The organism is Ruegeria sp. CDSC002, assembly GCF_059610905.1.
Genome location: NZ_JBXWOM010000005.1, coordinates 235,755 through 261,237, shown reverse-complemented (window position 1 = coordinate 261,237; position 25,483 = coordinate 235,755). Strand labels below are relative to the sequence as shown.

The 25,483-nt window shown below is 56.3% G+C and carries 22 protein-coding genes; 12 read left to right on the top strand and 10 right to left on the bottom strand.

Annotated elements, in window-relative coordinates:
- Positions 1–2 precede the first annotated feature (2 nt).
- The 7 genes from AC2FJE_RS11530 to AC2FJE_RS11500 all read left to right on the top strand — a co-directional run bounded on the left by AC2FJE_RS11530 (position 3) and on the right by AC2FJE_RS11500 (position 8,910).
- Positions 3–1,151, top strand: a complete 1,149-nt coding sequence (locus AC2FJE_RS11530; protein ID WP_282169572.1) for a carbohydrate ABC transporter permease — start codon at positions 3–5, stop codon at positions 1,149–1,151.
- Between the two features lie 9 nt (positions 1,152–1,160).
- Complete coding sequence (locus AC2FJE_RS11525) at positions 1,161–2,816, top strand: alpha-glucosidase (protein ID WP_496755847.1); 1,656 nt, start codon at positions 1,161–1,163, stop codon at positions 2,814–2,816.
- A 3-nt stretch (positions 2,817–2,819) separates the two neighbouring features.
- On the top strand, positions 2,820–3,902 hold the full coding sequence (locus AC2FJE_RS11520; RefSeq protein ID WP_496755849.1) for an ABC transporter ATP-binding protein: 1,083 nt from the start codon (positions 2,820–2,822) through the stop codon (positions 3,900–3,902).
- Positions 3,903–4,360: 458 nt separating this feature from the next.
- Positions 4,361–5,485, top strand: a complete 1,125-nt coding sequence (locus AC2FJE_RS11515) for an extracellular solute-binding protein (RefSeq protein WP_058276645.1) — start codon at positions 4,361–4,363, stop codon at positions 5,483–5,485.
- A 118-nt stretch (positions 5,486–5,603) separates the two neighbouring features.
- Positions 5,604–6,716 (top strand): ABC transporter ATP-binding protein, encoded by a 1,113-nt coding sequence (locus tag AC2FJE_RS11510; protein WP_496755852.1) that lies wholly within the window; start codon positions 5,604–5,606, stop codon positions 6,714–6,716.
- 11 nt (positions 6,717–6,727) lie between these two features.
- Complete coding sequence (locus AC2FJE_RS11505) at positions 6,728–7,648, top strand: ABC transporter permease (protein ID WP_058272003.1); 921 nt, start codon at positions 6,728–6,730, stop codon at positions 7,646–7,648.
- Positions 7,645–8,910: an ABC transporter permease subunit gene (locus tag AC2FJE_RS11500; RefSeq protein ID WP_282119353.1), complete on the top strand. Its 1,266-nt coding sequence runs from the start codon at positions 7,645–7,647 to the stop codon at positions 8,908–8,910. The genes AC2FJE_RS11505 and AC2FJE_RS11500 overlap by 4 nt, the downstream gene beginning before the upstream one ends.
- Positions 8,911–8,947: 37 nt before the next feature.
- Here AC2FJE_RS11500 and AC2FJE_RS11495 read toward each other — a convergent pair whose 3' ends face one another.
- From AC2FJE_RS11495 to AC2FJE_RS11450, 10 genes are all read right to left on the bottom strand, one after another.
- The gene (locus AC2FJE_RS11495) at positions 8,948–10,864 is read right to left on the bottom strand and encodes a beta-galactosidase (protein ID WP_496755855.1); all 1,917 of its coding nucleotides are present in this window, start codon (positions 10,862–10,864) and stop codon (positions 8,948–8,950) included.
- On the bottom strand, positions 10,861–11,721 hold the full coding sequence (locus AC2FJE_RS11490; protein ID WP_496755857.1) for an SMP-30/gluconolactonase/LRE family protein: 861 nt from the start codon (positions 11,719–11,721) through the stop codon (positions 10,861–10,863). Before AC2FJE_RS11490 ends, AC2FJE_RS11495 begins: the two co-directional genes overlap by 4 nt.
- A complete protein-coding gene (locus tag AC2FJE_RS11485; protein WP_496755859.1) occupies positions 11,718–12,323 on the bottom strand; it encodes a 2-dehydro-3-deoxy-6-phosphogalactonate aldolase in 606 nt (201 codons plus the stop codon). Before AC2FJE_RS11485 ends, AC2FJE_RS11490 begins: the two co-directional genes overlap by 4 nt.
- A complete protein-coding gene (locus tag AC2FJE_RS11480; protein ID WP_496755862.1) occupies positions 12,320–13,213 on the bottom strand; it encodes a 2-dehydro-3-deoxygalactonokinase in 894 nt (297 codons plus the stop codon). Before AC2FJE_RS11480 ends, AC2FJE_RS11485 begins: the two co-directional genes overlap by 4 nt.
- Positions 13,214–13,217: 4 nt before the next feature.
- Positions 13,218–13,985, bottom strand: a complete 768-nt coding sequence (locus tag AC2FJE_RS11475) for an SDR family NAD(P)-dependent oxidoreductase (protein ID WP_282119358.1) — start codon at positions 13,983–13,985, stop codon at positions 13,218–13,220.
- Positions 13,985–15,694 carry an IlvD/Edd family dehydratase gene (locus tag AC2FJE_RS11470; protein WP_496755865.1) on the bottom strand — a complete coding sequence of 570 codons (1,710 nt, stop codon included), beginning with the start codon at positions 15,692–15,694 and terminating at the stop codon, positions 13,985–13,987. The genes AC2FJE_RS11475 and AC2FJE_RS11470 overlap by 1 nt, the downstream gene beginning before the upstream one ends.
- A gap of 26 nt (positions 15,695–15,720) precedes the next feature.
- A complete protein-coding gene (locus AC2FJE_RS11465) occupies positions 15,721–17,061 on the bottom strand; it encodes an alpha-glucosidase/alpha-galactosidase (RefSeq protein ID WP_496755868.1) in 1,341 nt (446 codons plus the stop codon).
- A gap of 22 nt (positions 17,062–17,083) precedes the next feature.
- The gene (locus tag AC2FJE_RS11460; protein ID WP_058271994.1) at positions 17,084–17,932 is read right to left on the bottom strand and encodes a carbohydrate ABC transporter permease; all 849 of its coding nucleotides are present in this window, start codon (positions 17,930–17,932) and stop codon (positions 17,084–17,086) included.
- 1 nt (position 17,933) lies between these two features.
- Positions 17,934–18,857 (bottom strand): carbohydrate ABC transporter permease, encoded by a 924-nt coding sequence (locus AC2FJE_RS11455; RefSeq protein WP_058271993.1) that lies wholly within the window; start codon positions 18,855–18,857, stop codon positions 17,934–17,936.
- 96 nt (positions 18,858–18,953) lie between these two features.
- Positions 18,954–20,213: an ABC transporter substrate-binding protein gene (locus AC2FJE_RS11450; RefSeq protein ID WP_058271992.1), complete on the bottom strand. Its 1,260-nt coding sequence runs from the start codon at positions 20,211–20,213 to the stop codon at positions 18,954–18,956.
- A gap of 150 nt (positions 20,214–20,363) precedes the next feature.
- Between AC2FJE_RS11450 and AC2FJE_RS11445 the strand changes: the two genes are divergently transcribed.
- From AC2FJE_RS11445 to AC2FJE_RS11425, 5 genes are all read left to right on the top strand, one after another.
- Entirely contained in the window at positions 20,364–21,170 is an 807-nt protein-coding gene (locus AC2FJE_RS11445) for an IclR family transcriptional regulator (RefSeq protein ID WP_496697944.1), read from the top strand.
- The gene (locus AC2FJE_RS11440; protein ID WP_496755871.1) at positions 21,167–22,225 is read left to right on the top strand and encodes an ABC transporter ATP-binding protein; all 1,059 of its coding nucleotides are present in this window, start codon (positions 21,167–21,169) and stop codon (positions 22,223–22,225) included. The genes AC2FJE_RS11445 and AC2FJE_RS11440 overlap by 4 nt, the downstream gene beginning before the upstream one ends.
- Before the next feature lie 135 nt (positions 22,226–22,360).
- Positions 22,361–23,320 carry a dihydrodipicolinate synthase family protein gene (locus tag AC2FJE_RS11435; RefSeq protein ID WP_282119363.1) on the top strand — a complete coding sequence of 320 codons (960 nt, stop codon included), beginning with the start codon at positions 22,361–22,363 and terminating at the stop codon, positions 23,318–23,320.
- Positions 23,311–24,243: a 4-hydroxyproline epimerase gene (locus tag AC2FJE_RS11430; protein WP_496755876.1), complete on the top strand. Its 933-nt coding sequence runs from the start codon at positions 23,311–23,313 to the stop codon at positions 24,241–24,243. Before AC2FJE_RS11435 ends, AC2FJE_RS11430 begins: the two co-directional genes overlap by 10 nt.
- Positions 24,240–25,478, top strand: a complete 1,239-nt coding sequence (locus AC2FJE_RS11425) for an NAD(P)/FAD-dependent oxidoreductase (protein ID WP_496755878.1) — start codon at positions 24,240–24,242, stop codon at positions 25,476–25,478. Before AC2FJE_RS11430 ends, AC2FJE_RS11425 begins: the two co-directional genes overlap by 4 nt.
- Positions 25,479–25,483 lie beyond the last annotated feature (5 nt).

Here is a 25,483-nt window from a genome sequence, read left to right as displayed (position 1 = left end):
TCATGAGCGATATTGCAGGAACCAAACCCGCCCTTCGCTGGGTCGTCCATGCCTCGGTCCTCTTTTTGGTGGTGCTGTGGGTTGTGCCAACTCTGGGTCTTTTGATCTCGTCTTTTCGGACAGCGGATCAAATCGCAACCAGCGGCTGGTGGCGGTCGCTGTTTCCGTCCGAGCAGAACCTGACACTGCGCAGCGCTGCCCCGGATACCCAGGTACTCAAAAACGGGCTGTACGTGATCGAAGGCAATCTGTTTGACGAAGGGACGAAGGCGACAATCTCAAAATGGGGGATCAGCTCTCGCGCGATTGATGCCTTTGCCCCCGGCGAAACAGCTGAGCTGCGAAAGGGCGGCACAATCACCGTAGATGCCGCAGGGAATTACCGCATGGAGAACCCGGACGAGTTCACCGGCAGCCGCGGATCGCGTGTTTTTGTAACTGCAGAATTGCCGCCTGAGTTTACCTTAGACAATTATCACAAGGTTCTTCTGGCAGAAGACAGCACCGACAGTATGGGACGCGCATTTTTCAACACGTTGACCGTGACGATACCGGCAACGATCATTCCGATTCTCGTGGCGGCTTTTGCAGCCTACGCGCTGGCTTGGATGGATTTCCCCGGGCGCGCTTTGATTATTGCGGCTGTCGTTGGTCTGTTGGTTGTCCCGCTGCAACTGGCCCTGATCCCGTTGCTGAAATTCCATCTGAATATTGGGATTGGCAAAGGATATCTGGGGGTTTGGATGGCGCATACCGGGTTCGGGTTGCCGCTGGCGATTTATCTTTTGCGTAACTACATGGCCGGTCTGCCTCGCGATCTGATCGAAAACGCGCGGGTCGATGGCGCGACCGAGTTTCAGATCTTTACCAAGTTGATCTTGCCGCTCAGCTTTCCAGCGTTGGCGTCTTTTGCGATCTTCCAGTTTCTCTGGACGTGGAATGACTTGCTGGTCGCCAAGGTGTTCCTGATCGACGCATCCGGACAGACCACTGTCATGACCAACCGCATCGTTGAGCTTTTAGGCACGCGCGGTGGGAATTGGGAAATCCTTGCCACAGCGGCCTTTGTTTCGATCATCGTCCCGCTGATTGTTTTCTTCGCAATGCAAAAATATCTGGTCCGCGGTCTGTTGGCCGGGTCCGTCAAGTAGAGGCGTCTGATGAACGTGCAGAACACCGTAGAACTACATAAAGCAACCAAAGCGTCCGCCGATTGGTGGCGGGGCGGAGTGATATACCAGATCTATCCGCGCAGCTTTCAAGACAGCAACGGCGATGGTATCGGAGACCTCAGGGGTATCACCCAAAGGCTTGGTTACATCGCTTCGCTTGGCGTCGATGCCATCTGGATCTCGCCATTCTTCAAATCGCCGATGAAGGACTTTGGATACGATGTCAGCGACTACCGTGATGTTGATCCGATGTTTGGCAGCATGGAGGACTTTAAGTATCTCCTGGATCAGGCGCATTCAGTTGGGCTGAAGGTGATGATCGACCTCGTGTTGTCGCACACGTCGGATCAGCACCTATGGTTCAAGGAGAGCCGATCCAATCGCGAAAATGCCAAGTCCGATTGGTATGTTTGGGCTGATCCCAAGCCCGACGGCACGCCGCCAAACAACTGGCTGTCGATTTTTGGTGGGTCCGCATGGCAGTGGGATTCCCGACGCCTGCAATATTATCTGCACAACTTTCTGACGTCGCAGCCGGATCTGAACTTCCATTGCCCGGACGTGCAGGATGCATTGCTGGATGTTGCACGGTTCTGGCTGGACTTGGGCGTTGATGGTTTCCGTCTGGACACGATCAACTTCTATTTCCACGACAAACAACTGCGCGACAACCCTGGCCTGCCGATGGATCAGCGAAATGCCTCGATCGCGCCGATGGTGAACCCCTATAACCATCAGGATCACCTTCATTCCAAAAGCCAGCCGGAAAACATCGCCTTCCTCGAGCGGTTGCGTGCACTAACGGACGAATACGAAGGCCGCGCTTGTTTGGGCGAGGTTGGCGACGCGCAGCGCGGTCTTGAGATCATGGGCGAGTACACCAGCGGCGATAAACGCATGCATATGTGTTATGCTTTTGAGTTTCTCGAAAAACGCGCTTTAACCGCCGCGTACGCCAAGCAGGTGTTTGATCAGTTGGAAGAAAAGGCTGGCGATGCATGGCCTTGCTGGGCGTTCTCGAACCACGATGTTCAGCGCCACGCGACACGGTGGGCGCTGGACGATGCGGCCATCCGTCAGCACGCGGTGCTGATGATGTGCCTGCGTGGGTCAGCGTGCTTGTATCAAGGAGAAGAGCTTGGTCTGCCCGAGGCGGACGTACCGTTTGAACATCTGCAGGACCCTTACGGCATAGAATTCTGGCCGGAGTTCAAGGGCCGTGATGGTTGTCGTACCCCGATGGTATGGGCAGCGCAGGACGAACAGTCGGGTTTCAGTACTGGTGCCCCCTGGCTGCCCGTCAGCCAAACGCAGGCCGAGCGTGCAGTAGACAGGTTAGAGCAAGACCCAAACTCCATGCTGCAACATTATCGCCGTGCCATTGCGCTGCGCCACGCGCATTCCGCATTGATGACTGGCCAACAGCGCGAGATGGCACAGTCTGGACCGATCCTTGCCTTCCTGCGTGAGGACAATGTCCAACAGATATTCTGCGTATTCAATCTGGGATCTGACAGCGCGGAAATCACACTGCCCGACGGTAACTGGCAGGCAATCGGGCAAGAGTTGGGCGGCGTCGAAGGGGCGGGGACAATCACCCTCGACGCGGCTCAATTCTGTTTGATGATGCGCGAAAAGGAGTAAGCCATGTCGGAACTCAATCTCACGGATGTGGCAAAGACCTATGGCAACGTCGATGTGCTCAAAAACATCAACTTGGACATCGAACGCGGTGAACTGATCGTTTTTGTCGGGCCCTCTGGCTGTGGAAAATCTACGTTGCTGCGTATGATTGCGGGACTAGAGAAGATTTCGGGCGGAACGCTTGAGATCGAAGGTCAGGTGATGAACGACGTACCGCCCGCGCAACGGGGCATTGCGATGGTTTTCCAAAGCTATGCCCTGTATCCGCACATGACAGTGCGCGAGAATATGGCCTTTGCATTGAAAATTGCCAAAATGCCATCGGACGAGGTCGACGCAGCAGTTGACCGCGCAGCTCGTATCCTACAGTTGGAACCGTTTCTGGACCGACTTCCTAAGGCCCTTTCCGGTGGTCAGCGGCAACGGGTTGCAATCGGCCGGGCGATCGTGCGCGACCCCAAAGTCTATCTGTTTGATGAGCCTCTTTCCAATCTTGATGCGGCGCTTCGCGTCGCGACTCGCATCGAAATCGCACGCCTGAAAGAGGCGATGCCCGACAGCACGATGGTCTATGTCACCCACGATCAGGTCGAGGCGATGACATTGGCCACCCGGATTGTCGTCTTGGCCAACAAGGGGATCGCACAGGTTGGCACCCCTCTCGAACTGTATGAAACGCCTGACAATGAGTTTGTCGCGCAATTTATTGGCTCACCTGCAATGAACCTTTTGCCGGGGGTCATCACGCAGACTGGTGAGCGCACCGTCGTAAAACTGGATGGTGGTGGGACCGCGGTGACCAGCATCCCAACCGATGCAGCTGACGAGCGTAAACAGGTGAATATCGGAGTGCGTCCCGAAGACTTTCATCCCGTTGAAAGCAATCCGATTATGGAAGGGATTGTGGACTTTACCGAAGCCCTTGGCGAGGTCACGCTGTTGTATTTTGCGGCAAAAGACGGGGAGGACGCCACAATCGCAAAACTGCCGGGCGTCCAAAAAAACATGCGGGGTCAAACGGTTGCCGTTTCGGCAGATCCGGGCAAGGTTCACCTTTTTCACCAAGGTCTGTCTATGAGAAAATAACTGTAACCCATACCTGATGGATCGAAGGGTGCTATGCAGTACGCGAATGCCCCTTTTCATACAGCTTGGAACGTTGTCTGGGCCCCGCGGCAGCAAGTCCCGGGATCTGTGTGCGTTGCCAAAAGCATGCAGTTTACGACTGTTTTTGGCGTGATTTCTTTCGGTCTGGCATGACAGAACCCGCTTTTCCCCAATTGGATTGCGGCCCAAAATCTGGTCCCGGACCGGACGGGCAGCTGTGTTAATTTCTTAAGAAACGTTGCAGAAATAGGCTGCTTCGGTCTCAATATGTGACTGCGGACCCAGGGGTTAACTAGCCATATTTGCTAGATTAAATCGCAATCTGGACATACGAAATTGCCAATCCGTCACTTTTGGCCTGACAATGCCCCCGCAAAGTTCTAGCGTGGCAACCATAATAACAAAACAACACAGTCCAATAACGGGAGAACTAAAATATGGCTGAACGGAAAACCGTTTCCAGACGCTCGGTCCTGAAAGGCGCGGGCGCAGCAGCACTGGCAGCACCGCTTTACAGCAAAAGCGCGCTGGCATCTTCGGGTGAAATCAACATTTTGATGTGGTCGGACTATCTGCCGCCCGCATTCCTGCAAGAGTTTGAAACTCTGACCGGAATCAAGGTGAACTATACCGGTATCGGGTCGAACGAAGAAATCATCAACAAGATGAAGGCCACCAAAGGCCAAGGCTTTGACATCGTATCGCCGACGAACAACCGCTCGCTGCAGTGGGGGCCGCTGGAACTGTTGCAGCCCTTCGACATGAACAAGGTTCCGATTGATCTGGTGAACCCTGCGATGGCGCAGATCGGCACCGACGCTTGGAACTTTGGTGACAGCGGAGTGCACTGGCTGCCGCATATCTGGGGTACAGAAGGTATTGCCTACCGCACCGACCTGTGGCTGCCCGAAGGAGACGCCCCGTCCTATGGGGACGTCTGGTCCGAAGCAAACGCAGGCAAGACCATGGGCCGCGCGCATTCGATGATGCTGGGTGCGGGTCTGTACATGGAAGCCTCTGGTGAGATGGAGCCTGGCTCTGTCTGGGCCGCGTACGGCGACGAAGACACCATGCGCAAGGTCTGGGGTCAGATCACCGACTGGTGCGTCGAGCGGAAGAACCGGATCAAGCTGATCTGGAACGACGCTGACACCCAGAAAAACGGCCTGTTGAACGAAGGCGTTATTGTCGGCCAGACTTGGGATGGTCCGCCGCTGGCGCTGAAATCAGCTGGTGAGCCGGTGCACTATCAGGCTCCGGTCGAAGGTGCGATGGCATGGGTCGACGGTTTGTCGATGCCGACTGGTGCGCAGAACATCGACCAGGTTTATGCCTTCATCGATTTTGCCTATCAGGCCAAGCCTGCTGGTGTCGCCATCGATAGCCACGGCTACAACTCGCCAGTTCTGGGTGCCGACCAATATGCGGGCGACACCTACAAGAAGAACTTCGCCGAGGCCTATCCGGGCGACTCACTGGCAAACCTGAACCCATGGCCTGCTGAGGCTCCGTGGTATGCCGAAACTCGGACCGAGTTCGTCAACAAGTTCAAAAGCGCCTGATTGCTTTGACAAGGTGCCCTCCGCCACTGTGCGGAGGGCTATCAACCCGCATGCCACAACGGCGTGACGGACGCTATTTCGGTGCGGTCACGGACCGTACCTGACGGAGATACCAAAAATGAGTGCAGGGGTCGGTGTAGATCTTGAGAACCTGTGGATCCGTTTCGGTGATTTTGTTGCCGTGAGGGATGCAAACGTGAACATCAACGGGGGCGATTTCTTTTCGTTTCTCGGTCCCTCGGGGTGCGGCAAAACAACGATCCTGCGGGCCGTTTCGGGCTTTCTGGAACCAAGCGAAGGCAAAGTTCTGATCGGTGGCAAGGATATGCGGGGCATCGGCCCGAACAAACGCCCGACCGCCTTGATTTTTCAGAACCTCGCGTTGTTCCCGCTGATGAAAGTGTGGGAAAATATCACCTTCTCATTGGAGATCAGCGGCGCAAGCGCCAAAGAGCGCCGAAAACGTGCCGATGAGCTGCTGGACATGATCGCGCTGCCCGACCAGGGTGACAAACTGCCAAGCGAGCTGTCCGGTGGTCAGCGCCAACGGGTTGCCATCGCTCGCGCGCTATGTGCGGAACCGGATGTACTGTTGCTGGATGAACCGTTGTCCGCGCTCGACCTCAAATTGCGCCAGCATATGCGCACCGAGCTGCGTGAGATTCAAAAACGCGTCGGCATCACCTTCATCTATATCACCCACGACCAGGGCGAAGCCCTGACCATGTCAGACAATATCGCGGTCATGCGGGCAGGTGTGATCGATCAAATCGCCGATGGCAAGACCATCTACAATGATCCTAACACTGCATTCGCGGCCTCTTTCGTAGGTGAAAACAACGTGTTCCGCGGCAAAATTAAACAGATGATGGGGAACGAAGCGCTGATTTCAACGAACCGGTCTGGTGAATTGGTTGCACGCATCTCGACCGCCAACCAAGGAAAGCTGGCAGTGGGTGATGACGCCATGATGTTCATTCGCCCCGAGGCTTTTGCGATCGCCTCCGATGGTGCGTCAGGCGATCACTTTGTCACCGCGCGGGTGAACCACGAAGAATTCGAAGGTAACGTCTTCAACATCTTCACCGAAGGTGACGGCGGTAAAGAGATCAAGGTGTCCTTGCCAAACCTCGGCCAATCCTTCGATGACCACACAGGCCAAAACATCACGTTGGAATATGAGACCCGCAATGCGGTTCTGGTTCCGGCGGGTGAATTGGCCGCGGAATAAGGGGCCCGACTATGCCAGGCTTCCTGAAAGAATTCTTTAACCGAAACGGCATCGGCATGGGCGCCGCAATATTGGGTCTTGTCCTGTTCTGGACCATTGGCCTGATCATTCTGCCCCAGCTGTCGATGCTGGATTTCTCCTTCCGTCCGAATCTGCCACCGCCCGAGATTGGCGGGCCTAAGGACGTCTATACGCTGGAGAACTACAAGTACCTGATCTATGGCCCCGAAGGCGGTAGTCAGTCCTATAATGCAGTCGACCTGAGGGTCTTTTTTCGCACATTGCTGGCCGCAGTCTGTGTGACGATCTTCAACCTGATCCTCTGCTATCCGATTGCCTATTATCTGGGCCAGTCCAAGGGCAACCACATTCGCATCTTCGCGATCATGCTGATCATCCCATACTGGATCAACGAGATTTTGCGCGCCTTTGCCCTGCGGATTATCTTTGGTGAGACCGGTGTTTTGAATACCCTGTTCGTGGGGCTGGGCATCTGGGATACGCCGTTTGACTTTATTCGCAATGACATCGCGCTCTATGCCGGTCTGGGTTATGCCTACATCCTGCTGATGATCTTCCCAATGTACAACGTGATCGAAAGTCTGGACAAAAACCAGATCGAGGCTGCGCGTGATCTTGGTGCGCCATGGTGGCGAATTCACTGGCGTGTGGTCATTCCTTACGCCAAACCGGGCATCAGCTCGGGCTGTACCATGGTGTTCATGCTAAGCGCCGGTGCGCTGGCCGCGCCGCAAATCCTGGGCGGACCGTCCAGTCTGTGGTTCACGCAGCTGATTTACCAGCAATTCAATGACAACAATGACTGGCCGCAAGGTGCTGCTTACGCCATCGTTCTTCTGGTGACCTGTATCCTGTTCGTGCTGGCGATGATGCGCCTGTTCAAGGTGAACATGGGGGATATCGGGAAATGAACAATTCCTTCCTTCGTGTAAGCATCTGGGTCTATCTGGTCATCTTCTTCCTGTACCTGCTGGGCCCGCTGGTAATCATGTCGGTCACAGCCTTCAATTCCTCGGCCTTCCCGCGCATGACGCCGTGGGAGTGTCTGACCTTCCAGTGGTTCGGCGAGCTGTTTCAGGATCAGCGTATCCTGAACGGCATAAAGAACTCGCTGATCATTGGCGCCGGAACGGTTGTTCTGTCGGTGGCGATGGGTCTGGCCGGTGCGCTGATGCTGACCCAGATCTGGCCTAAGTTACGGGCGACCTACTATACGATCATCATCGCTCCGATCTTGATCCCGGGTGTTGTTCTTGGCATCTCGACTTTGGTGTTCTGGGATCGGATAAATCGGATGCTGGGACTGGGTGCAGATAGCTTCCTGTCTAACGGTATCTTCCTGACGGTAATCGGCCAATCCACCTTTATCGCAAGCTATTGCATGCTGGTTCTGGTGGCGCGTCTGCAGCGTTACGATGTGGCATTGACCGAAGCGGCGTTGGACCTTGGTGCAACGCATGCTCAGGCTTTCCGCAAGATCCTGTTGCCCTTCATGCGTCCTGCGATCGCGTCGGCTGCTGTGCTGGCATTCCTCGCTTCGTTCGAGAACTACAACACGACCACTTTCACCTTTGGTGAATACCCGACGCTTACGATCGAACTGGCCCAAAAGGTGCGCTACGGCATTACACCCGCCATTTCGGCTCTGGCCTTCATCATCGTGGCGTTGACAGTGTTCTTTGCCTTGTTGAACGAAGCCAAGCTGAAGCGTCAGGAACTGGTGGCCGCAGCCCGCAAGAGCGCCACAGTTGAGGAGCTGGCCGGCAAGATTAAGCTGCCCAGCTTCTTTGCTGGCAACATGGCGGCTGTCTTGCTGGTTGTGTTTGCGGTTGCGACGATCACTGTCGTTGGCACCGCAACGGCCTACAACCCCGGCCAATGCATCGCCAATGTGAAAGAGCAGAAACGCTTGGAAGCCGAACAACGCATTCAAGAGCTGCGCAAGCAGCGCGAAGAACAGCGTAAGAAGCGCGAGGCCGAAGAAGCCGAACAAGGTGGTGCGCAGCAATCCACACCGAAACCATCCAACAACAGTGGTTTTGGCAATGTCTTCGCGCCGAATACTCTTGGTGGGGACGCCGAAGAGGAGAGTTCAGATACTGAAACTCCGCCTTCAAACAACGGTGGCTTTGGGGGCGTGTTCGACCCCAACAGCCTGCAGACTGACCAGTAGGTTTTGAAGCTAAATCCAAAACGAGCGCCCGGAGAGGTTATTCCTCTTCGGGCGCATCTTTCTGTGTGATAGCAACGTCACATGCGTCAACGACGTCACCGTTCCATGCGACCGGTTGCGCATTGTAGTTTATTAGGAAAACATGCGTGGCCGTCTCGCGACGGCGAAACCCTTTGGGCATCGGATATAGGGTAACCTCGGTTTTGCGCGCGGCCATTTCAACGACCCGGTCCCACAATGTGTCATCCGGGAAACCTGCCAGATACCAAAGACAGTTTTCACCCAAAAGCGCAGGGGTGCCATCTGCAAATGTCAGCAAATTGGAGGCAGCCCCTGAAACCCTGTCGATCCAATGTTGCGCCGTGCCGCCGCCTTCAACGCCACGGCGGATGTTAGGCGGCAGTGTCTCGACCAAATCGACGTCGCATTTCAGACCGTTCAGACCGGGTCGTGCCCGAGGAATCTGGAAATCATGTGTGATCGCCCCGCTTCGTGGACCCAGGATGAGCAGATCACTGGCCTCCACCAATTGACGCTCCAAATTGTCGCTCACGGTGGCTATCCCCGGAGCAAGGATGAACTTGTAGCCAACACGCGGAATGTTGGTTGAGGACACGAAGTCCACAGACAAGCCCGCCCGCCGCAAGGCGCGATACGCCGAGAAAACCAGACGAAAATAGTCAAATCCCGCGCCCTGAGGCTGTGTCGACCAAGCCCAATCCGAGGCGTAGTCGAACAGGATGGCCACCTGGGCCCGTGTTTGCACAACGTTGCCTATTTCTGACAACGCGTCCGAAGTCTGCTTTGCCTCGGTCAGGGCCGGGGCAGGGCGGTTGTTGGGTGTCAGCAACCCCGCATGCATTTGTTCTTGTGCAAACGGGGCCTGCCGCCAGCGGAAATAGCTGACGACCTCTGCCCCGTGCGCCACTGCCTCAAGTGACCAAAGCTTAACCATTCCGGGTAGTGGCGCCGGATTGTATGGTGCCCAATTCACCGGGCCGGGTTGCTGCTCCATCACCCACCAACGCCCACGCCCGACCGCGCGATACAGGTCATGATGAAAAGCCTGCATGTCCGGGTCGCCCTGCTGAAGAAAGGCGGTTTTGTGCGTTTCATCCGCTTCAAGCCGGTCAGAGAGGAAGCCGATTGGATAGCTGTCCCATGTGGCGATATCCAGATCTTCGCCAACCTTGAAATGGTCGAAATCCAGCACTCGGCCCATATAGTTGTGCAACAAAGGCGCATCGGTCAAAGCGCGCAGTACATCTGCCTGGGCTTTGTTATACGCAACGACCTGATCCGAACTGAAACGCCGGAACGCCAGAACATGCGCCGGGTTGGGTTCGGTCACTGTCATATTGGGCAGATCAATCTGGTCGAAATCACGATACTCCATCGCCCAGAATATGTTGCCCCATGCCTCGTTTAGTGCGTCAATGCTGCCGTATTGATCCTTTAGCCAATGCCGAAAGGCATGCAGAGCGGCGAGGCCGTAGCTGACGGTCGTATCGTGACAGCCATATTCATTGTCGATTTGCCATGCCGCAATATGCGGGTTTCGTCCATAGCGCTCGCCCATGATCCGGGCAATGCGGACGGATTCCTGGACATAACCCGGGTGGCTAAAACAATAATGCCTGCGTGAGCCGAATTTTCGTGTATTCCCCAGAACATCCACTGCCAGCATGTCTGGGTGTTTCTCAAGCATCCACCGCGGAGGCGTCGCAGTGGGCGTCCCCAGCACAACCTTGAGCCCAGCCGCCCCAAGCGTTTCGATTGCACGGTCCAGCCAATCCAACTGCAGATCGCCAGGAACCGGCTCCATTCGGCTCCAGGCAAACTCACCGATCCGGACCCAGCTTATGCCAGTTTCAACCATTCGAGCCGCGTCTTCGGCCCACATGGCCTCGGGCCAATGTTCCGGGTAATAGCAAACACCAAGTTCTGGTTTCATAGAAGGACTCTGTGTTCTGCCTGGCCTGTGCCCGCGTCCAATGCGCCAAAGGTCATGCCATTGGTTGGTTGTGTTTCAACAGTGTCTGCGTCCAACCCCTGACGGGCAGTGGTGCAAAACAGCGTTGTCAGATCGTCGCCGCCAAAGGCGGGACAAGATGTATGTGCGGCCTGAAACGAAACGGCATGCCGAAACCGCCCGTTCGGGTCATAGCAAGCGACACGGTTTGCCCCCCATTGGGCGATCCAGATATTGCCTTCTGCGTCGACCACAGCGCCATCGGGAAAAAGGTCATCAGCGCGCAAATCGAGAAACACCGTGCTATTGCCTTCGGGCCACCCCGTCTCAGGCTCCAGCGAGCAGCGCCTAACCTGTTGTGTGACTGTATCTGTGTAATAGACGCAGGAACTGTCTGAGGAAAAACAGATCGCGTTCGAGATTGTGACCTCGGGCACAAGCAGGCGTAGTTCGCCCTGCCAGTACCGATAGATCGCGCCCGCCTCTTGTTCGGCGTTTTTACCCATCGTCCCAATCCAGAACCCGCCCCACGGGTCTGCGCGCCCGTCATTGGAGCGGGTGACCGGGTTGTTCGCCTCAAGCGAGACGATCAGGTCTTTTTGACCACTGTTCAAACCAAACCGCCACAGACCGGTTTCCGAGGCCATCACTATTGTATCCCGGTCAACCCAACCTGCTGCTGAGACATGTTCCGAAAACTGCCAGCTGTGTTGCTCAACCCCGGTCTGCGTCATCAAACGTTTGTTGATGATGTCAAACCAGTACAGTTGCTTGCGTTCAGGATGCCACAGGGGTCCTTCGCCAAGCTCACAAGGGCGATCATCAAAAACAAAGGTCATCCAGCAGCCTCGTCATAGGCAGCGACGATCCGCTTGGCCTGACCGGCAATTTCCGCGACGGACATCCCCGGTTTGAACAGGGCCGATCCGATGCCAAACCCGTCTGCCCCAGCCTTGATCCATTCGGCGAAGTTCTCAGGTCCAGCGCCACCAACGGCATAGACCAAAGTACCCGATGGCAATACAGGTCGCAGTGCGGCCAAACCACTTGGTCCGGCGGTGACACCCGGGAACAATTTCAATCCCGTCGCGCCAGCCTTAAGCGCGGCAAACGCCTCGGTCGGGGTATAGACGCCCGGCCAGCTTTGCATGTTAAGCGCGACAGAGCGCAATATGACCTCGGCGTCATAATTCGGGGAAACGATCAGTTTTCCGCCAACTTGCGAAACGGCCTCTACCTGCTTGGGGGTCAGAACCGTGCCAGCGCCGATCAATGCTTGATCGCCGAATGAGCTGGCCAACGATTCAATGCTGTTCAGCGGGTCAGGCGAATTCAACGGCACCTCGATCTTGTCGATACCGGATTCGATCAGAGCATGGCCTACATTGACGGCTTCTGCCGGTTGCAAGCCACGCAGAATGGCGATTATGGGGCGGCTCATGCGGTTTGCCTCGTTAGTTTGCGGGCCTGTGCCAGACCTGCCAATGTGCATTGTGTTGCGTTAGCTGTGTCCACGAAAGCGCCCTGTAGTTGCAGCGCACGTGCGTAGATTTGGGACATCCCTTCGGCGCCGATGATTGCCAGCTGCTGCCCCAACCAGTAAGGGCGTGTTGCGCCCAACTCGGCCCCGATCAAAAGCCCGGATAACTTGGCTCGGGCTGTCTCCTTGTCCTGATTGTGCAACAAATCCGCCGCTCGCAGTCCGAACAGACGCGCAGCCAATTGTTCGGGTTTGGACAACGCGTCTGCCGTAGCTTCTGCGAAGGCGTCGGCGTCCCAGCCGTCACCGACCGAATGCTTGAGCACTGATTGCTCGGAGAGCAGTTCAAACATCTCACCTGTCATGAACGTTCGAAAGCTCACGACTTCTCCTGCGCTGATCTGAACCCATTTTGAATGCGTCCCGGGCAGGCAGATAACCCCGTCCCAGTTCGGGCGGGTTGCCAGAAAGCCAGATATTTGAGTTTCCTCACCGCGCATAACGTCTGGCGGTGCGTTCTGTTTGAGACCAGGCACCACGAATGCGCGTATCCGCGCATCGGTTCCCGGTACACGTATAGGTGCATCCGGCAGCGGCGCTGACGGGACGGCCGAGTAGGGTGCTTCGACCCAACCTTGCCGCGCACCGACCATACCGCAAGCCACAACGTCGACAGGTTCAGGACTCAGCCAGTCGGCGATCAGGTCAAGCAAGGCAGATTGAAACGCATCTCTGCTCAGCCGGGCCATTCCCCGATCAGACTGGGATTGCGCCAGTACGGTGTCGCCCTGCATGGCCCAGGCCCGCAGTTGGGATGTTCCCCAGTCGACGGCTATCCACTCTGCATTCATGGCCTTACCCCGTTACTACAACGCCGCCATCGACGGCCATGCACTGTCCGGTCATCGCGCGGCTGGCATCCGAGGCCAGGAACAATGTCGGTGCGATCATGTCTTCGGGCGTCAGGTGTTCTTTCAGGCACTGGCGCTCCAAATGCGCTGCCAGGTCATCCGGCGTGGCCCACATGTCAAGTTGCTTTTGCGTCAAAACCCATCCGGGAGCCAGCGCATTGATACGAATTTTTTGCGGCCCCAATTCGCGTGCCAAAGATCGCGTCATCCCGGTGATCCCGGCATTCGACGTCGTATAGATTGGGTACCCCGCATTCCCCATCATGTAGCTGATCGAGCTGAAGTTGACGATTGAACCCCCTTTGCCAGTCATTTGGCGCGCAGCCTCCTGACAGGCGAAGTAGTAGGCCTTGAGGTTCACCTCAATCATCCAGTCCCAGAACTCGGCGGTGGTTTCCTCAAGCGAGTGACGCTTGTCGTTAGCGGCGTTGTTGACCAACACATCCAAAGGTCCATGTGCCTCGGCAGCCTTTTGCATTGTGGCGTGCAGCAGTTCGGTATCCGTCATGTCGCCCTGCATGAACAGCGGCGCGCGACCATGTTTGTCCCGCATTTCCTCAACGAATGCGCTGGCGTCCGAGCGGCCGATAAAGGCAACGTTTGCGCCCTGGGCCAAAAAACCGTCTGTCAGTGCGGCCCCTACACCAGAGCCGCCGCCGGTAATATAGACCGAGGCGCCGTTTAGATCGTGGAAAGTGGCTGGATGGTCCATCAGTGGCTCTCTCTGGTCACAAGGCGGGTGTCTTTGCCGACGAGGAAGTCTAGGTCCGCGCCCTGATCGGCTTGCAGCACGTGGTCGACATAGAGTTTCGCATAACCGCGCGTGTAGTGCGGATCATCCGGTTGCCACGCGGCGCGGCGGGTTTCCAACTCCTCAGCGGCGACAAGCAACTCCAATTCCCCGTTGCTGGCAGAAACCCGGATACGGTCCCCGGTTTTGACGAGTGCCAGCGTACCGCCTGCCTGTGCCTCGGGGCTGACATGCAGGATGACGGTGCCATAGGCGGTGCCGGACATGCGGGCGTCGGATATGCGGATCATGTCGCGGACGCCTTCCTTCACCAGTTTGGCCGGGATCGGCATGTTGCCGACTTCGGGCATGCCGGGATAGCCCTTTGGGCCGCAACCCTTCAGGACCAGAATGGTTTCAGACGTTACTGGCAGATCATCCCGGTCAATATTTGCTTTCAAGTCTTCGATGCTCTCAAAAACGTAGGCCTCGGCTTCTGTTTCCAGTAGCGCATCCGTCGCGGCCGAGGGTTTCACAATGGCCCCGTTGGGCGCGAGGTTACCGCGCAGCACGCGCAGACCAGCGGCGGGTTTCACCGGATCGTCGAAGGGGCGGATAACGTCGGGGTTAAAGCATTCTGCCCCTTCAAAATGCGCCGAGATATCTTTGTTCAGAACGGTTTTTGCGGGGCGCAGGAAGGGTTTCAACTCGTTCAGAACCACCGGCACACCGCCCGCGTAGCAGAAATCCTCCATCAGGTATTTCCCTGAGGGCATGCAGTTCACCAGTAGTGGGATTTCCGACCCGATTTCAAAATCTTTCAGCGTCAGGTCTACGCCCACGCGGCCCGCCAGCGCGAGTAAATGCACTACTGCATTGGTCGAGCCGCCAACGGCCGCATTGGCCAGAATGGCATTTTCGAACGCTTCCTTGGTCAGGATGTCCGACGGCTTAAGATCTTCGTCCACCATCTCGACAATCCGTTTACCCGTCAGGTGTGCCAGCGCCATACGGCGGGCATCAACTGCCGGCAGGGCGGCGTTGGTGGGCAGGGACATACCCATCGCTTCCACCAAAGACGCCATGGTTGAGGCCGTACCCATGGTCATGCAAACACCTGCGCTGCGTGACATACCGGATTCGGCGTTCATGAAATCCTTCAAGGTCATCTCGCCGGCACGAACGGCCTCGGAAAATTTCCAGACATCTGTTCCGGATCCAATGTCCTTGCCTCGGTATTTTCCGTTCAGCATCGGGCCAGAGCTGACTACGATCGAGGGCAGATCGACTGACGCCGCACCCATCAGCTGCCCCGGCGTGGTCTTGTCACACCCACCCAGCAACACCACGCCGTCGATGCCATAGGCGCGAATAGATTCCTCGACATCCATCGCCAGCAGGTTGCGGAACAGCATGGCAGTTGGCTTCATCTGGGTTTCACCCAGTGACATCACCGGGAATTCGACCGGAAATCCTCCGGCCTCCCAAACGCCACGTTTGACGCCTTCAGCCAAATCACGCAGGCCCGAGTTGCAGGGCGTGAGTTCCGACCAGGTGTTGCAGATACCGATGATCGGGCGACCATCGAACGCGTGATCAGGAAAGCCTTGGTTCTTCATCCAAGATCTGTGGATAAAGCCATCCTTGTCCAGCTTGCCATACCAATGCTGAGAGCGGCGTTTTTTTGTCATTGTTTTTCAGCCTTCTAAAATTGGGATCAGGCCGCCTTGGCGGGTTTGCACCAATCTGGCAACCAATCGGCATGTGCCACCAACAGGTCACTAACCAAGCTGCGGATCTGACGCAGGTCCAGTTCAGCGGCCGTATGCGGGTCCATCATAGCGGCGTGGTAAATGTATTCTGGGTTCTGCTCAACCAATGCCCGCACAGTCAGTTCCTGCACGTTGATCTGGCTGCGCATCAGCGCGATCAGCTGGGGCGGAATATCTGTTACGACCGAAGGTTGGACACCGTTAGTGTCGACAAGGCAAGGTGTTTCGACAGCCGCGCCAAGGGGGAGTTGAGGGATCTGTCCAGTATTGGGCAGGTTCCCATACGCCACGTAGGGCGTATCAGTCACGATCGCATTCATCAGGTCAGCGGCGAACTCATGGCTTCGGATCACTTCAATATCACGCCCGTCAGTCAGGGTCTTTGCCTGTTCTTTCCAACTGGCGATCTGTTCCTCGCAACGGGTTGGGTATTCATCCAGAGGGATGCTGAACTGCTCAATCAGGTCCTGGCGGCCATCTTTGATGAACCATGGAACGTATTCCGCCAAGTGTTCTGAACTTTCCGTGCAGAAATAGCCCAGATGTTCCATCACCTCATACCGCACCTTGTTGGGGCAACGTGGCATCAAAAGCGGTGGTTTGGGAATTTGCTCGCCGGCATACCCTTGCCGCAATGCCGGGTAGAGGTCGCGCCCGTCATGCTCTAGCCTCAGGAAAAAGGCCACGTGGTTCACGCCTGCCACCTTGTAGCGGAACTCGTCCTTGGGCAGGTCCAGATCGTGAGCAAGTTCTTCAACGGTGTTTTGGACAGAGTGACACAGGCCGACATGTTTCAGCGCCGGGAAACGTTCTGCCAGGGCCCATGTGTTGATCGCCATCGGGTTCACGTATTGCAGCAGCGTTGCGTTTGGGCAGAGCTGCATCATGTCTCGTGCAACGTCCCACAACACAGGAACCGTGCGCAGGCCTCGCATGATGCCGCCGACGCCCAGGGTGTCAGCGATGGTCTGGCGCAGGCCGTATTGTTTGGGGATCTCGAAATCCGTCACCGTGCAGGGTTTGTAGCCGCCGACCTGGAAGGCGGTGATGACGAAATCGGCGCCTTCAAGCGCGGCGCGCCGGTCGGTATGCTTTGAGACAGATGCCCCTGTTCCGACAGAGCGGATCATCGCCCTGGCGACGGCCTCGCTTTCGGCAAGGCGCACGGGATCGATGTCCATCAGCGCAAAATGGCTGTCGGCCAGTGCAGGTGTCAGCAGGGCGTCGCCCACGATATTCTGCATGAAGATCGTGGAGCCTGCCCCGATAAAGGTGATCTTGGTCATGTGGCAAACCTTTGGTTTGACGTTATTTTACGGCACCGAGGGTCAAACCCGCGATGAAGTGTTTCTGCATGAGGAAGAACATGGCCACCGGCGGCAGAGCCGCGACGATGGAACCGGCACTCATTAGTTGATAGGCCGCCCGAAATTGGGCGTTAAAACTGGTTATACCTGCTGTCACGGGTTGGCTTTCCGCACCCTGTGTCAGGACAACAGCCCAGAAGTAGTCGTTCCAGATGAAGGTGAAAATCAACACACTGAGGGCCGCGATCGCCGGTTTCATCAGCGGTAGGACCACGTACCAGAAAATGCGCCATTCACTGATGCCTTCAACGCGAGCCGCCTCGATCAGTTCGAAGGGCAGGGCGCGGATAAAGTTGCGCATGAACAACGTGCAAAAGCCTGTTTGGAAAGCAATGTGGAACAAGACGAGGCCGGTTTTGGTGTTGTAGAGACCCAACTCCAACGTCAGGTCGCGCACCGGAACCATTAGAATCTGAAACGGGACGAAGTTGCCCGCAACAAACATGAAAAAGATCCAGATGTTTGAGCGGAATTTATAGATCCCCAGTGCAAACCCGGTCATGCAACTAAGCGCAACGGCACCGATCACTGTTGGAATGGTGATCATGAACGAGTTCAGCAAATAGCGTGGCATGTCCGAGTTGAAGAATACCTGCCCATAGTTGTAGGCACCCTCAAAGCTGGACGGCATCCCCCAGTAGTTTGCGTTGGTAAAGTCGGCTGCCGGCTTGACCGAGAACAGCGCTACCGCCAACAGGGGGCCGAGCCACAGCAGCAGTGCCAGGGGCAGCATCGCCTGGTAGGTGATCTGAGCCCCGCGGGGTTGTTTTTCGATGGGTTTGGGAAACATCTTAATGCCCCCTTTCTTCGCGGTACATCGACCACAGGAAATAGGCGATGAAGCACAGCATGATCAGGAACAGGATCACCGCGATGGCGGCGCCATATCCCATGCGGAAGCCGTATTCTGACAGCGCGACTTCGAACATGTAATAGGCAAGCACACGGGACGAACCGAACGGGCCACCCTGGGTCATGATCGAGATCAAGTCGAATGACCGAAGCGCGCCGATGATGGTGACAACGAAAGCAATGAAGGTGGCTGGGCGTAGTTGAGGCAGGATGATGTGCCACAGCATCCGCCCGCCTTTTGCACCGTCTAGACGTCCGGCCTCGATCTGTTCAGGATCCACAGCGTTCAGGCCAGTGAGATACAGGATCATGCAGTAGGCTGTTTGCGGCCAGAGTCCGGCAAAGATGATGCCGTAGGTGACGAAACGCTCATCCCCTAGAACATTCAGCGGGCCGAAGCCGAAGAAGCCTAGGAATTCGTTCAACAGGCCGAAAGTCGGATCATAGAACCACGTGAAAACGAGTCCGACGACGACCTGAGAGATGACAAAGGGGAAGAAAAACAGTGACTTATAGAGCCGAATGCCCCAGACGGTTTGATTCAGGAACAGAGCAATGAACAGACCAGCTGGGATTGCCAGCAGGTACATGATCAACCAGATCAGGTTGTTCTTCAGCGATATGTAAAACGCGTCGCGGTCGGCCAATTCCCAATACAGGTCTTCGTAGTTGCGAAAACCCACATATTCCGCAGCGCCAAGCCCATCCCATTCGTACAAGGACAAGTTGAACGATTGGAACACTGGAATGATCACATAGACCATGAAGAACAGCAGACCCGGGGCCAAAAATAGCCAGGGCGCTATGCGCTGTTGATTTCTGTGGAACCAGCTTTCTTGTTCAGGGACATCGACGGCTGACATGCGCTCACTCGGTTTTGGATCAAAGGAGTAAGCCGGGTATGCACCCGCCTTACGCACGAAGTGGTGCAGGCCGGGCAAAAGCCCGGCCCAACCGGTTTAGTTTTCGTAGATACGCTGACGTGCGCGTTCCAGTTTGGACAGGATACGGTCAGCATTGTCCGGCTTGACCATGAACTCCTGGAACCCTTCCATCGACACCTTCGCCATTTCCGCGGGTGCGTCACGATCCCAGAACTGGGCGACGCCACCGGGGCTGTTGGCCGACAGCATCTCAAAGCCTTGCTGCAGGAACTTGTCTTCATCAACAGACGATTGGGCGTTCACAGGCAGCTGACCCAGGTTTGCGCCGTTGTTGATCTGAGTTTGCTCATCCGCGGAAACGGCAAAGCGCAGGAACTCACGCGCGGCTTCTTTATTCGATGCGTTGGCCGGGATGTGGAACGTATCAGTTGGCGCATCTTCCGCCAGTTCGACATCCGGGTTGATAGAAACGAACTGATAGAAGTCCAATTGGTCGTCGGTCAGTCCCGCTTCGCGCAGCGGAGCAACAGCAAAGTTACCCATCAGGTACGCGGCGGCTTCGCCGTTCACCATGAAGGGCAGGGCCTCTTGCCAGCTGTACGTCTGATGGTTGTCGACGAACGCGCCCATGTCGATCAGCTGTTTCCAGTTAGCGAACGTCTGCTTGACCCGGTCGTCTTCCCAGCTGATTTCGCCATTGGCAAGCTGGTTGTGGAAGTCAAACCCGTTGGTGCGCATGTTCAGGTAGTCGAACCAGCCGCCAGCGGTCCATAGGAACTTGGTGCCGATCGTATAGCAGGCGCGACCGGAATCGACGATCTTCTGGCAGTTCGCCAGCTCTTCTTCCCAAGTCGTTGGCTCGGTCAGGCCCAGCTCGTCAAAGATGTCTTTGCGATAGTAAACACCCCACTGATAGTAGGTGTAGGGTACACCCCACTGCTTGCCGTCGATGGTCATCGCACCTTTGGTCGATGCCAGATTTTCGGCGATTTCAGGTTCGGCCCATAAATCCGATACATCTTCGAACAGGCCCGCCTCGACGTAGGGCTTCATGCGGTTCGCCGCATACCACGTCGCCACGTCCGGCGTATCCGCAGTCAGGAAGTTGCGGATCTGGGTCTTGTACGCCTCGCGGTCGATTACTGTGGTTTCGATCTCCAGTCCCGGATGCTGTTCCGCAAAACGGTCGATCATTGCCTCCATCGTCGCGCGTGGCGCCGGGTTGGAGGTATCGAGAAAGATTCGCAGCTCGCCGGTCAGTTCGGCGGCGACAGGTGCGGCAAGTGCGACACTGGCTGCCAAAGCGGCGGCAGTGCGCTTGTACATGGAATGCATGGTTTCCTCCCTTAGCTTCCATTTTATACTTTTTCAGTTCCAAATAGTGAAACTGTGTTTTATATATTGAAAACTACACATCAACTCGGTTAGTCTTGTCAAGACCCTCGTGCCGATTGCGATGGGTTAATTGGAGGAGAACAGGCATCCGTGGCTGGTGACGGAACAATAGGAAAAGCATGTGATGTGCTGGATCAGGTGGCTGCATTCGCGCGCCCGGTTCGATTCGCAGAGCTGTTGGAAAGCAGCAATTTCCCCAAGGCGACCCTGTATCGGTTCCTGCAAACGCTGACCAATCAGGGAATGCTGTCGTATGATCCGGACCGACAGACATATACGCCTGGTTTGCGATTGGTTCGGCTGGCTCATGCAGCGTGGACACAAAGCTCGCTCGCGCCAATTGCGCGACCTTTTCTGGATGCATTGAGCCGGGAAACCGGGGAAACGGTGCATTTGGCACAGCTTGATTCAAATCAGGTGCTGTACGTGGATAAACGCAATGCGGCCCAGCCGATTGAGATGTATTCGCAGGCTGGCAAGGTCGGCCCGGCCTATTGCACTGGCGTCGGTAAGGCCATGATGGCGTTTTTGGATGAGGCCGCGCTGGACCGCGCCGTGTCTCAGCAAAGCTACCACCGCTTTACCGACAAGACACTGACCTCGGAGGCGGCGTTGCGTGCCGATCTCGACCTGATCCGCAACCGTGGCTATGCCGTCGATGACGAAGAGCATGAGCCCGGCATCATCTGCATTGCCTGTCCTATCCTCACCTCGGGCGGGCGGATGTTGGGGGCGATTTCCGTGACCGGATCGACCGAACGGATGAATTTCGACCAATTGGAAACCTGGGTTCCCCGTGTTCGCCGTGTGGCCGAACAAATCGGAGCCGAAGCACAGGCCTGGCGGTTCCCCGAGACCCGCCCAAGCGCCGACACAGACAGGATGCAAGCAACATGACAGGTGTGACTCTGAACCAGGCGATCAAGCGGTATGGCGAGACGCAGGTTATTCACGGCATTGATCTGGAAATCGAAGATGGAGAGTTCTGTGTCTTCGTTGGCCCGTCGGGCTGTGGTAAATCCACTTTGCTGCGGATGATCGCGGGCCTTGAGGAAACAACCGAAGGGCAAATCCATATAGGTGCCCGCGAAGTGACCCATATGGACCCGGCCAAGCGTGGCGTGGCCATGGTGTTCCAGACCTACGCCCTTTATCCACACATGACTGTGGCTGAGAATATGGGTTTTGGCTTGCGCATGAATGGCGTGGAAAAGTCCGAGATCAACAAGAAAGTGCAAGACGCTTCGAACATCCTCAAGTTGGATCAATACCTTAAGCGCAAACCCAAAGCCCTGTCTGGCGGTCAACGCCAGCGGGTCGCCATCGGGCGTGCCATCGTGCGGGGGCCCGAAGTGTTTTTGTTCGACGAGCCCTTGTCCAACCTTGATGCTGAATTGCGGGTCGAAATGCGGGTTGAAATTGCGCGGCTGCACAATGAAATTGGCGCGACCATGATTTATGTAACTCACGATCAGGTCGAGGCGATGACTATGGCCGACAAGATCGTTGTGCTGCGTGATGGCCGGATCGAACAGGTCGGCGCGCCGATGGATTTGTATCGGGACCCAGACAATCGGTTTGTAGCGGGGTTTATCGGGTCACCAGCCATGAATTTCCTTGATTGCGACATCGTCGATGGAAAGGTTTCGCACCCGGCTCTCAGCGAACCGCTGGATGTGCCTGTAAACGTACCGGCAGGGATGAGTAAAGTGACCCTTGGCATACGTCCGGAACACATCGCAGTGGATCGGGCAGGCGATACTTGCACGGTTGATCTGACCGAAGCGCTTGGCGGTGTCAGCTATACGTATCTGCTGACGCCCAATGGCGATAAGCTGATTGTCGAGGAACGAGAAGATCAGCGCAGCAAACAGGGTGAACGCATCGGGCTGTCAGTGCGACCGGAACGCGTGATGCTGTTCGATCCCGAAACAGGTCACCGCCTTCGCTGAAAAATCCATTTTGTAATTTGAGCGCGCCCGATCATCGATCCGGCGCGTTTTCAATTTTTCTGGATTTTGTATCCAATATCCGTTATGGCGATTCTAAAAGCGTGTGTAACCGCCCAGCCATCGAGGAATTTACCAATGTCGACCAATGTGTTCACCGGCACGATGCCCGCTCTGATGACACCATGCAAACCCGACCGGACGCCTGACTTTGATGCGTTGGTGCACAAAGGAAAGCAGATGATCGACGCGGGTATGTCCGCGGTGGTTTACTGCGGCTCGATGGGGGATTGGCCCTTGTTGACCGATGCACAGCGGATGGAAGGTGTCGAGCGTTTGGTCGACGCGGGTTTGCCCGTTGTGGTCGGGACCGGAGCCATCAACACCAAATCCGCCGTGGCCCATGCAGCCCATGCACAAAAGGTAGGCGCCGTTGGCCTGATGGTCATTCCACGCGTTCTGTCTCGCGGCAGTTCACCTGCCGCGCAGAGGAACCACTTCAAAGCGATTTTGTCAGCCGCCCCCGATGTTCCGGCGATCATCTACAACAGCCCGTATTATGGCTTTGCTACGCGGGCTGACCTGTTCTTTGCTCTGCGCACAGAACATTCAAATCTGATTGGCTTCAAGGAATTCGGCGGCAAAGACGACCTGCGATATGCGGCCGAGAACATTACCAGTCAGGACGATCAGGTAACCCTGATGGTGGGTGTTGATACCGAGGTCTTCCACGGTTTCGTAAACTGCGGCGCAACCGGGTCGATCACCGGGATTGGCACAGCCTTGCCGCGCGAAGCGCTGTTGCTGGCTGCTTTATCCAAAAAAGCGGCGCAAGGCCATGCTGAGGCCCGCAAGCGCGCACTGGAACTGACCGAGGCGATTCAAGTACTTTCCAGCTTTGACGAAGGCCCGGATCTGGTGCTGTATTACAAGCACTTGTTGGTCCTGAACGGGGAACAGGAATACCGATTGCACTTTAACGAAACGGATGAGTTGACGGATGCACAACGTAACTATTGCGAACAGCAATATGATCTGTTCCAGATTTGGTATGCCGATTGGTCGAAACAGGGTGGGGTGATCGCTGAATGCACGTGATCGACAGTCACACAGGCGGCGAACCGACGCGTGTCATACTGGATGGCGCGCCCGATCTAGGCTCTGGGCCGTTGGCGGAACGAGCACAGCGGCTGGCGACAGAGCATGAGGCGTTCTATCGCTCTGTCATGTTAGAGCCGCGCGGCCAGCCAGCCATGGTCGCTGCGTTACTGGTCGAGCCGGTTGATCCGACATGCGTGACTGGTGTGATCTATTTCGATGTCGATGCCGTTTTGGGCATGTGTGGGCACGGAACCATCGGTCTGGCGGTCACATTGGCTCATCTGGGACGAATCGACGTGGGCCAACACCGGATCGAAACGCCTGCCGGGGTGGTGACGGTCAAGTTGCACGATGCAAACACCGCAACCGTGATCAACATTGAAAGCCGCAGAATTCATCAGGCCGTTACACTGGATGTCGCGGGCTATGGCCATGTCACAGGCGACGTTGCATATGGCGGCAACTGGTTCTTCATCGTTGATCCCAGCCCGATCCCGGTCGAGCCTGCCAATATTCGCCAACTGACGGATATGACGGTCGCCATCCGAGAGGCTTCGATCACGCGCGGGGTTGGCGGCGAAAAAGGCGAACCAATTGACCACGTTATCTTTCAAGATGATTCACCAGATCCGTCAGTTTACAGTCGCAATTTCGTTCTGTGCCCCGATGACAATTATGACCGCTCACCGTGCGGAACGGGCAGCTCGGCCCGACTGGCCTGTCTGGCGGCGGACGGGCGCTTAGCGCCGAGTCAGGAGATCATCCAGCAAAGCGTGATTGGCAGTTCCTATCGGCTGTCCTACCAGCCCGGGCTAAACGGGGGTGTTATCCCCTCGATCACCGGACAAGCATTCGTCATGGCCGAAGCGACGTTGTTGTTCAACGATAACGATCCTTTCAGAGCCGGGATCGAAACATGACCTTACAAGTCGTTGTCATCGGCGCCGGAGTAATTGGGATTACGACCGCGCTCGAACTGCAACGACGGGGCCATTCCGTGCTTGTCTTGGATCGCAAGGGCATCGCGGCTGAAACATCAGCCGGTAACGCCGGGGCGTTTGCCTTTTCTGAGGTCGAACCACTGGCCACGCCCGGCATCATGCGCAAAGCACCGAAGTGGTTGTTGGATCCGTTGGGCCCACTATCTATCCCGCCGGCCTACGCCTTGAAAATTGCGCCGTGGATGTACCGGTTTTGGCGCGCCAGCCGACCGGACCGCTATGAAAACTTGCTTGGTGCACAAGCCAGTTTGATGGCGTTTTCCAAAACTGCGCTTGATCAACTGATATCTACCGTCGATGGCGAGCACTTGCTGCAACGCGATGGGCAGATGCAGTTGTATGAAAGCGAGGCTGAATATCGCGCCAGTTTGCCGACATGGAAATTGCGGCGCGAACACGGGATCGAATTTGAACTGATTGAAAGCCCGGCCGCAATTGCCGAGATGCAGCCGGGACTCAGCCCTCGGTTCACCCATGCCGGATTTACGCCGAACTGGCTGAACACTGTTGATCCAAAACGATGGGTCGAACACCTTGCTGAGGTCTTTCAGGGTCGCGGCGGTCGGATTGAACGGAAAGATATCCGAACCCTGTCACCGCAGGAAAATGGTGTGCGGGTCGCATGCGCGGACGGAACAATCGAAGCGAGCAAGGTGGTGGTTGCCGCAGGTGCTTGGTCTCATCACATCGTGCAAACATTGGGCGATCGCATTCCACTGGAAACCGAGCGTGGATACAATACGACTTTGCCGGAAGGCGCATTTGATTTGCGTATGCACCTAACATTCTCGCGCCACGGCTTTGTTGCCAGCAAAATAAATGGTGGCGTGCGTGTAGGGGGGGCCGTCGAACTGGGCGGGTTAACCTTACCGCCAAACTACAAGCGCGCCGATATTTTGTTGGAAAAGGCGGCGGCGTTCCTGCCTGGACTAAAAACCGAAAGTGGCACGCAATGGATGGGGTATCGTCCATCGTTGCCGGACAGCATTCCGGTGATCGGCCCGTCTCGTAAATCGGCGGATGTCGTTTACGCATTCGGGCACGGGCATTTGGGCCTGACCCAATCTGCGGGAACTGCGGAACTCGTCGGGGCGCTGGTCGATGGGCAAGACCCACCAATATCATTGTCGCCTTACGCCGCCACCCGATTTTGAGGAGG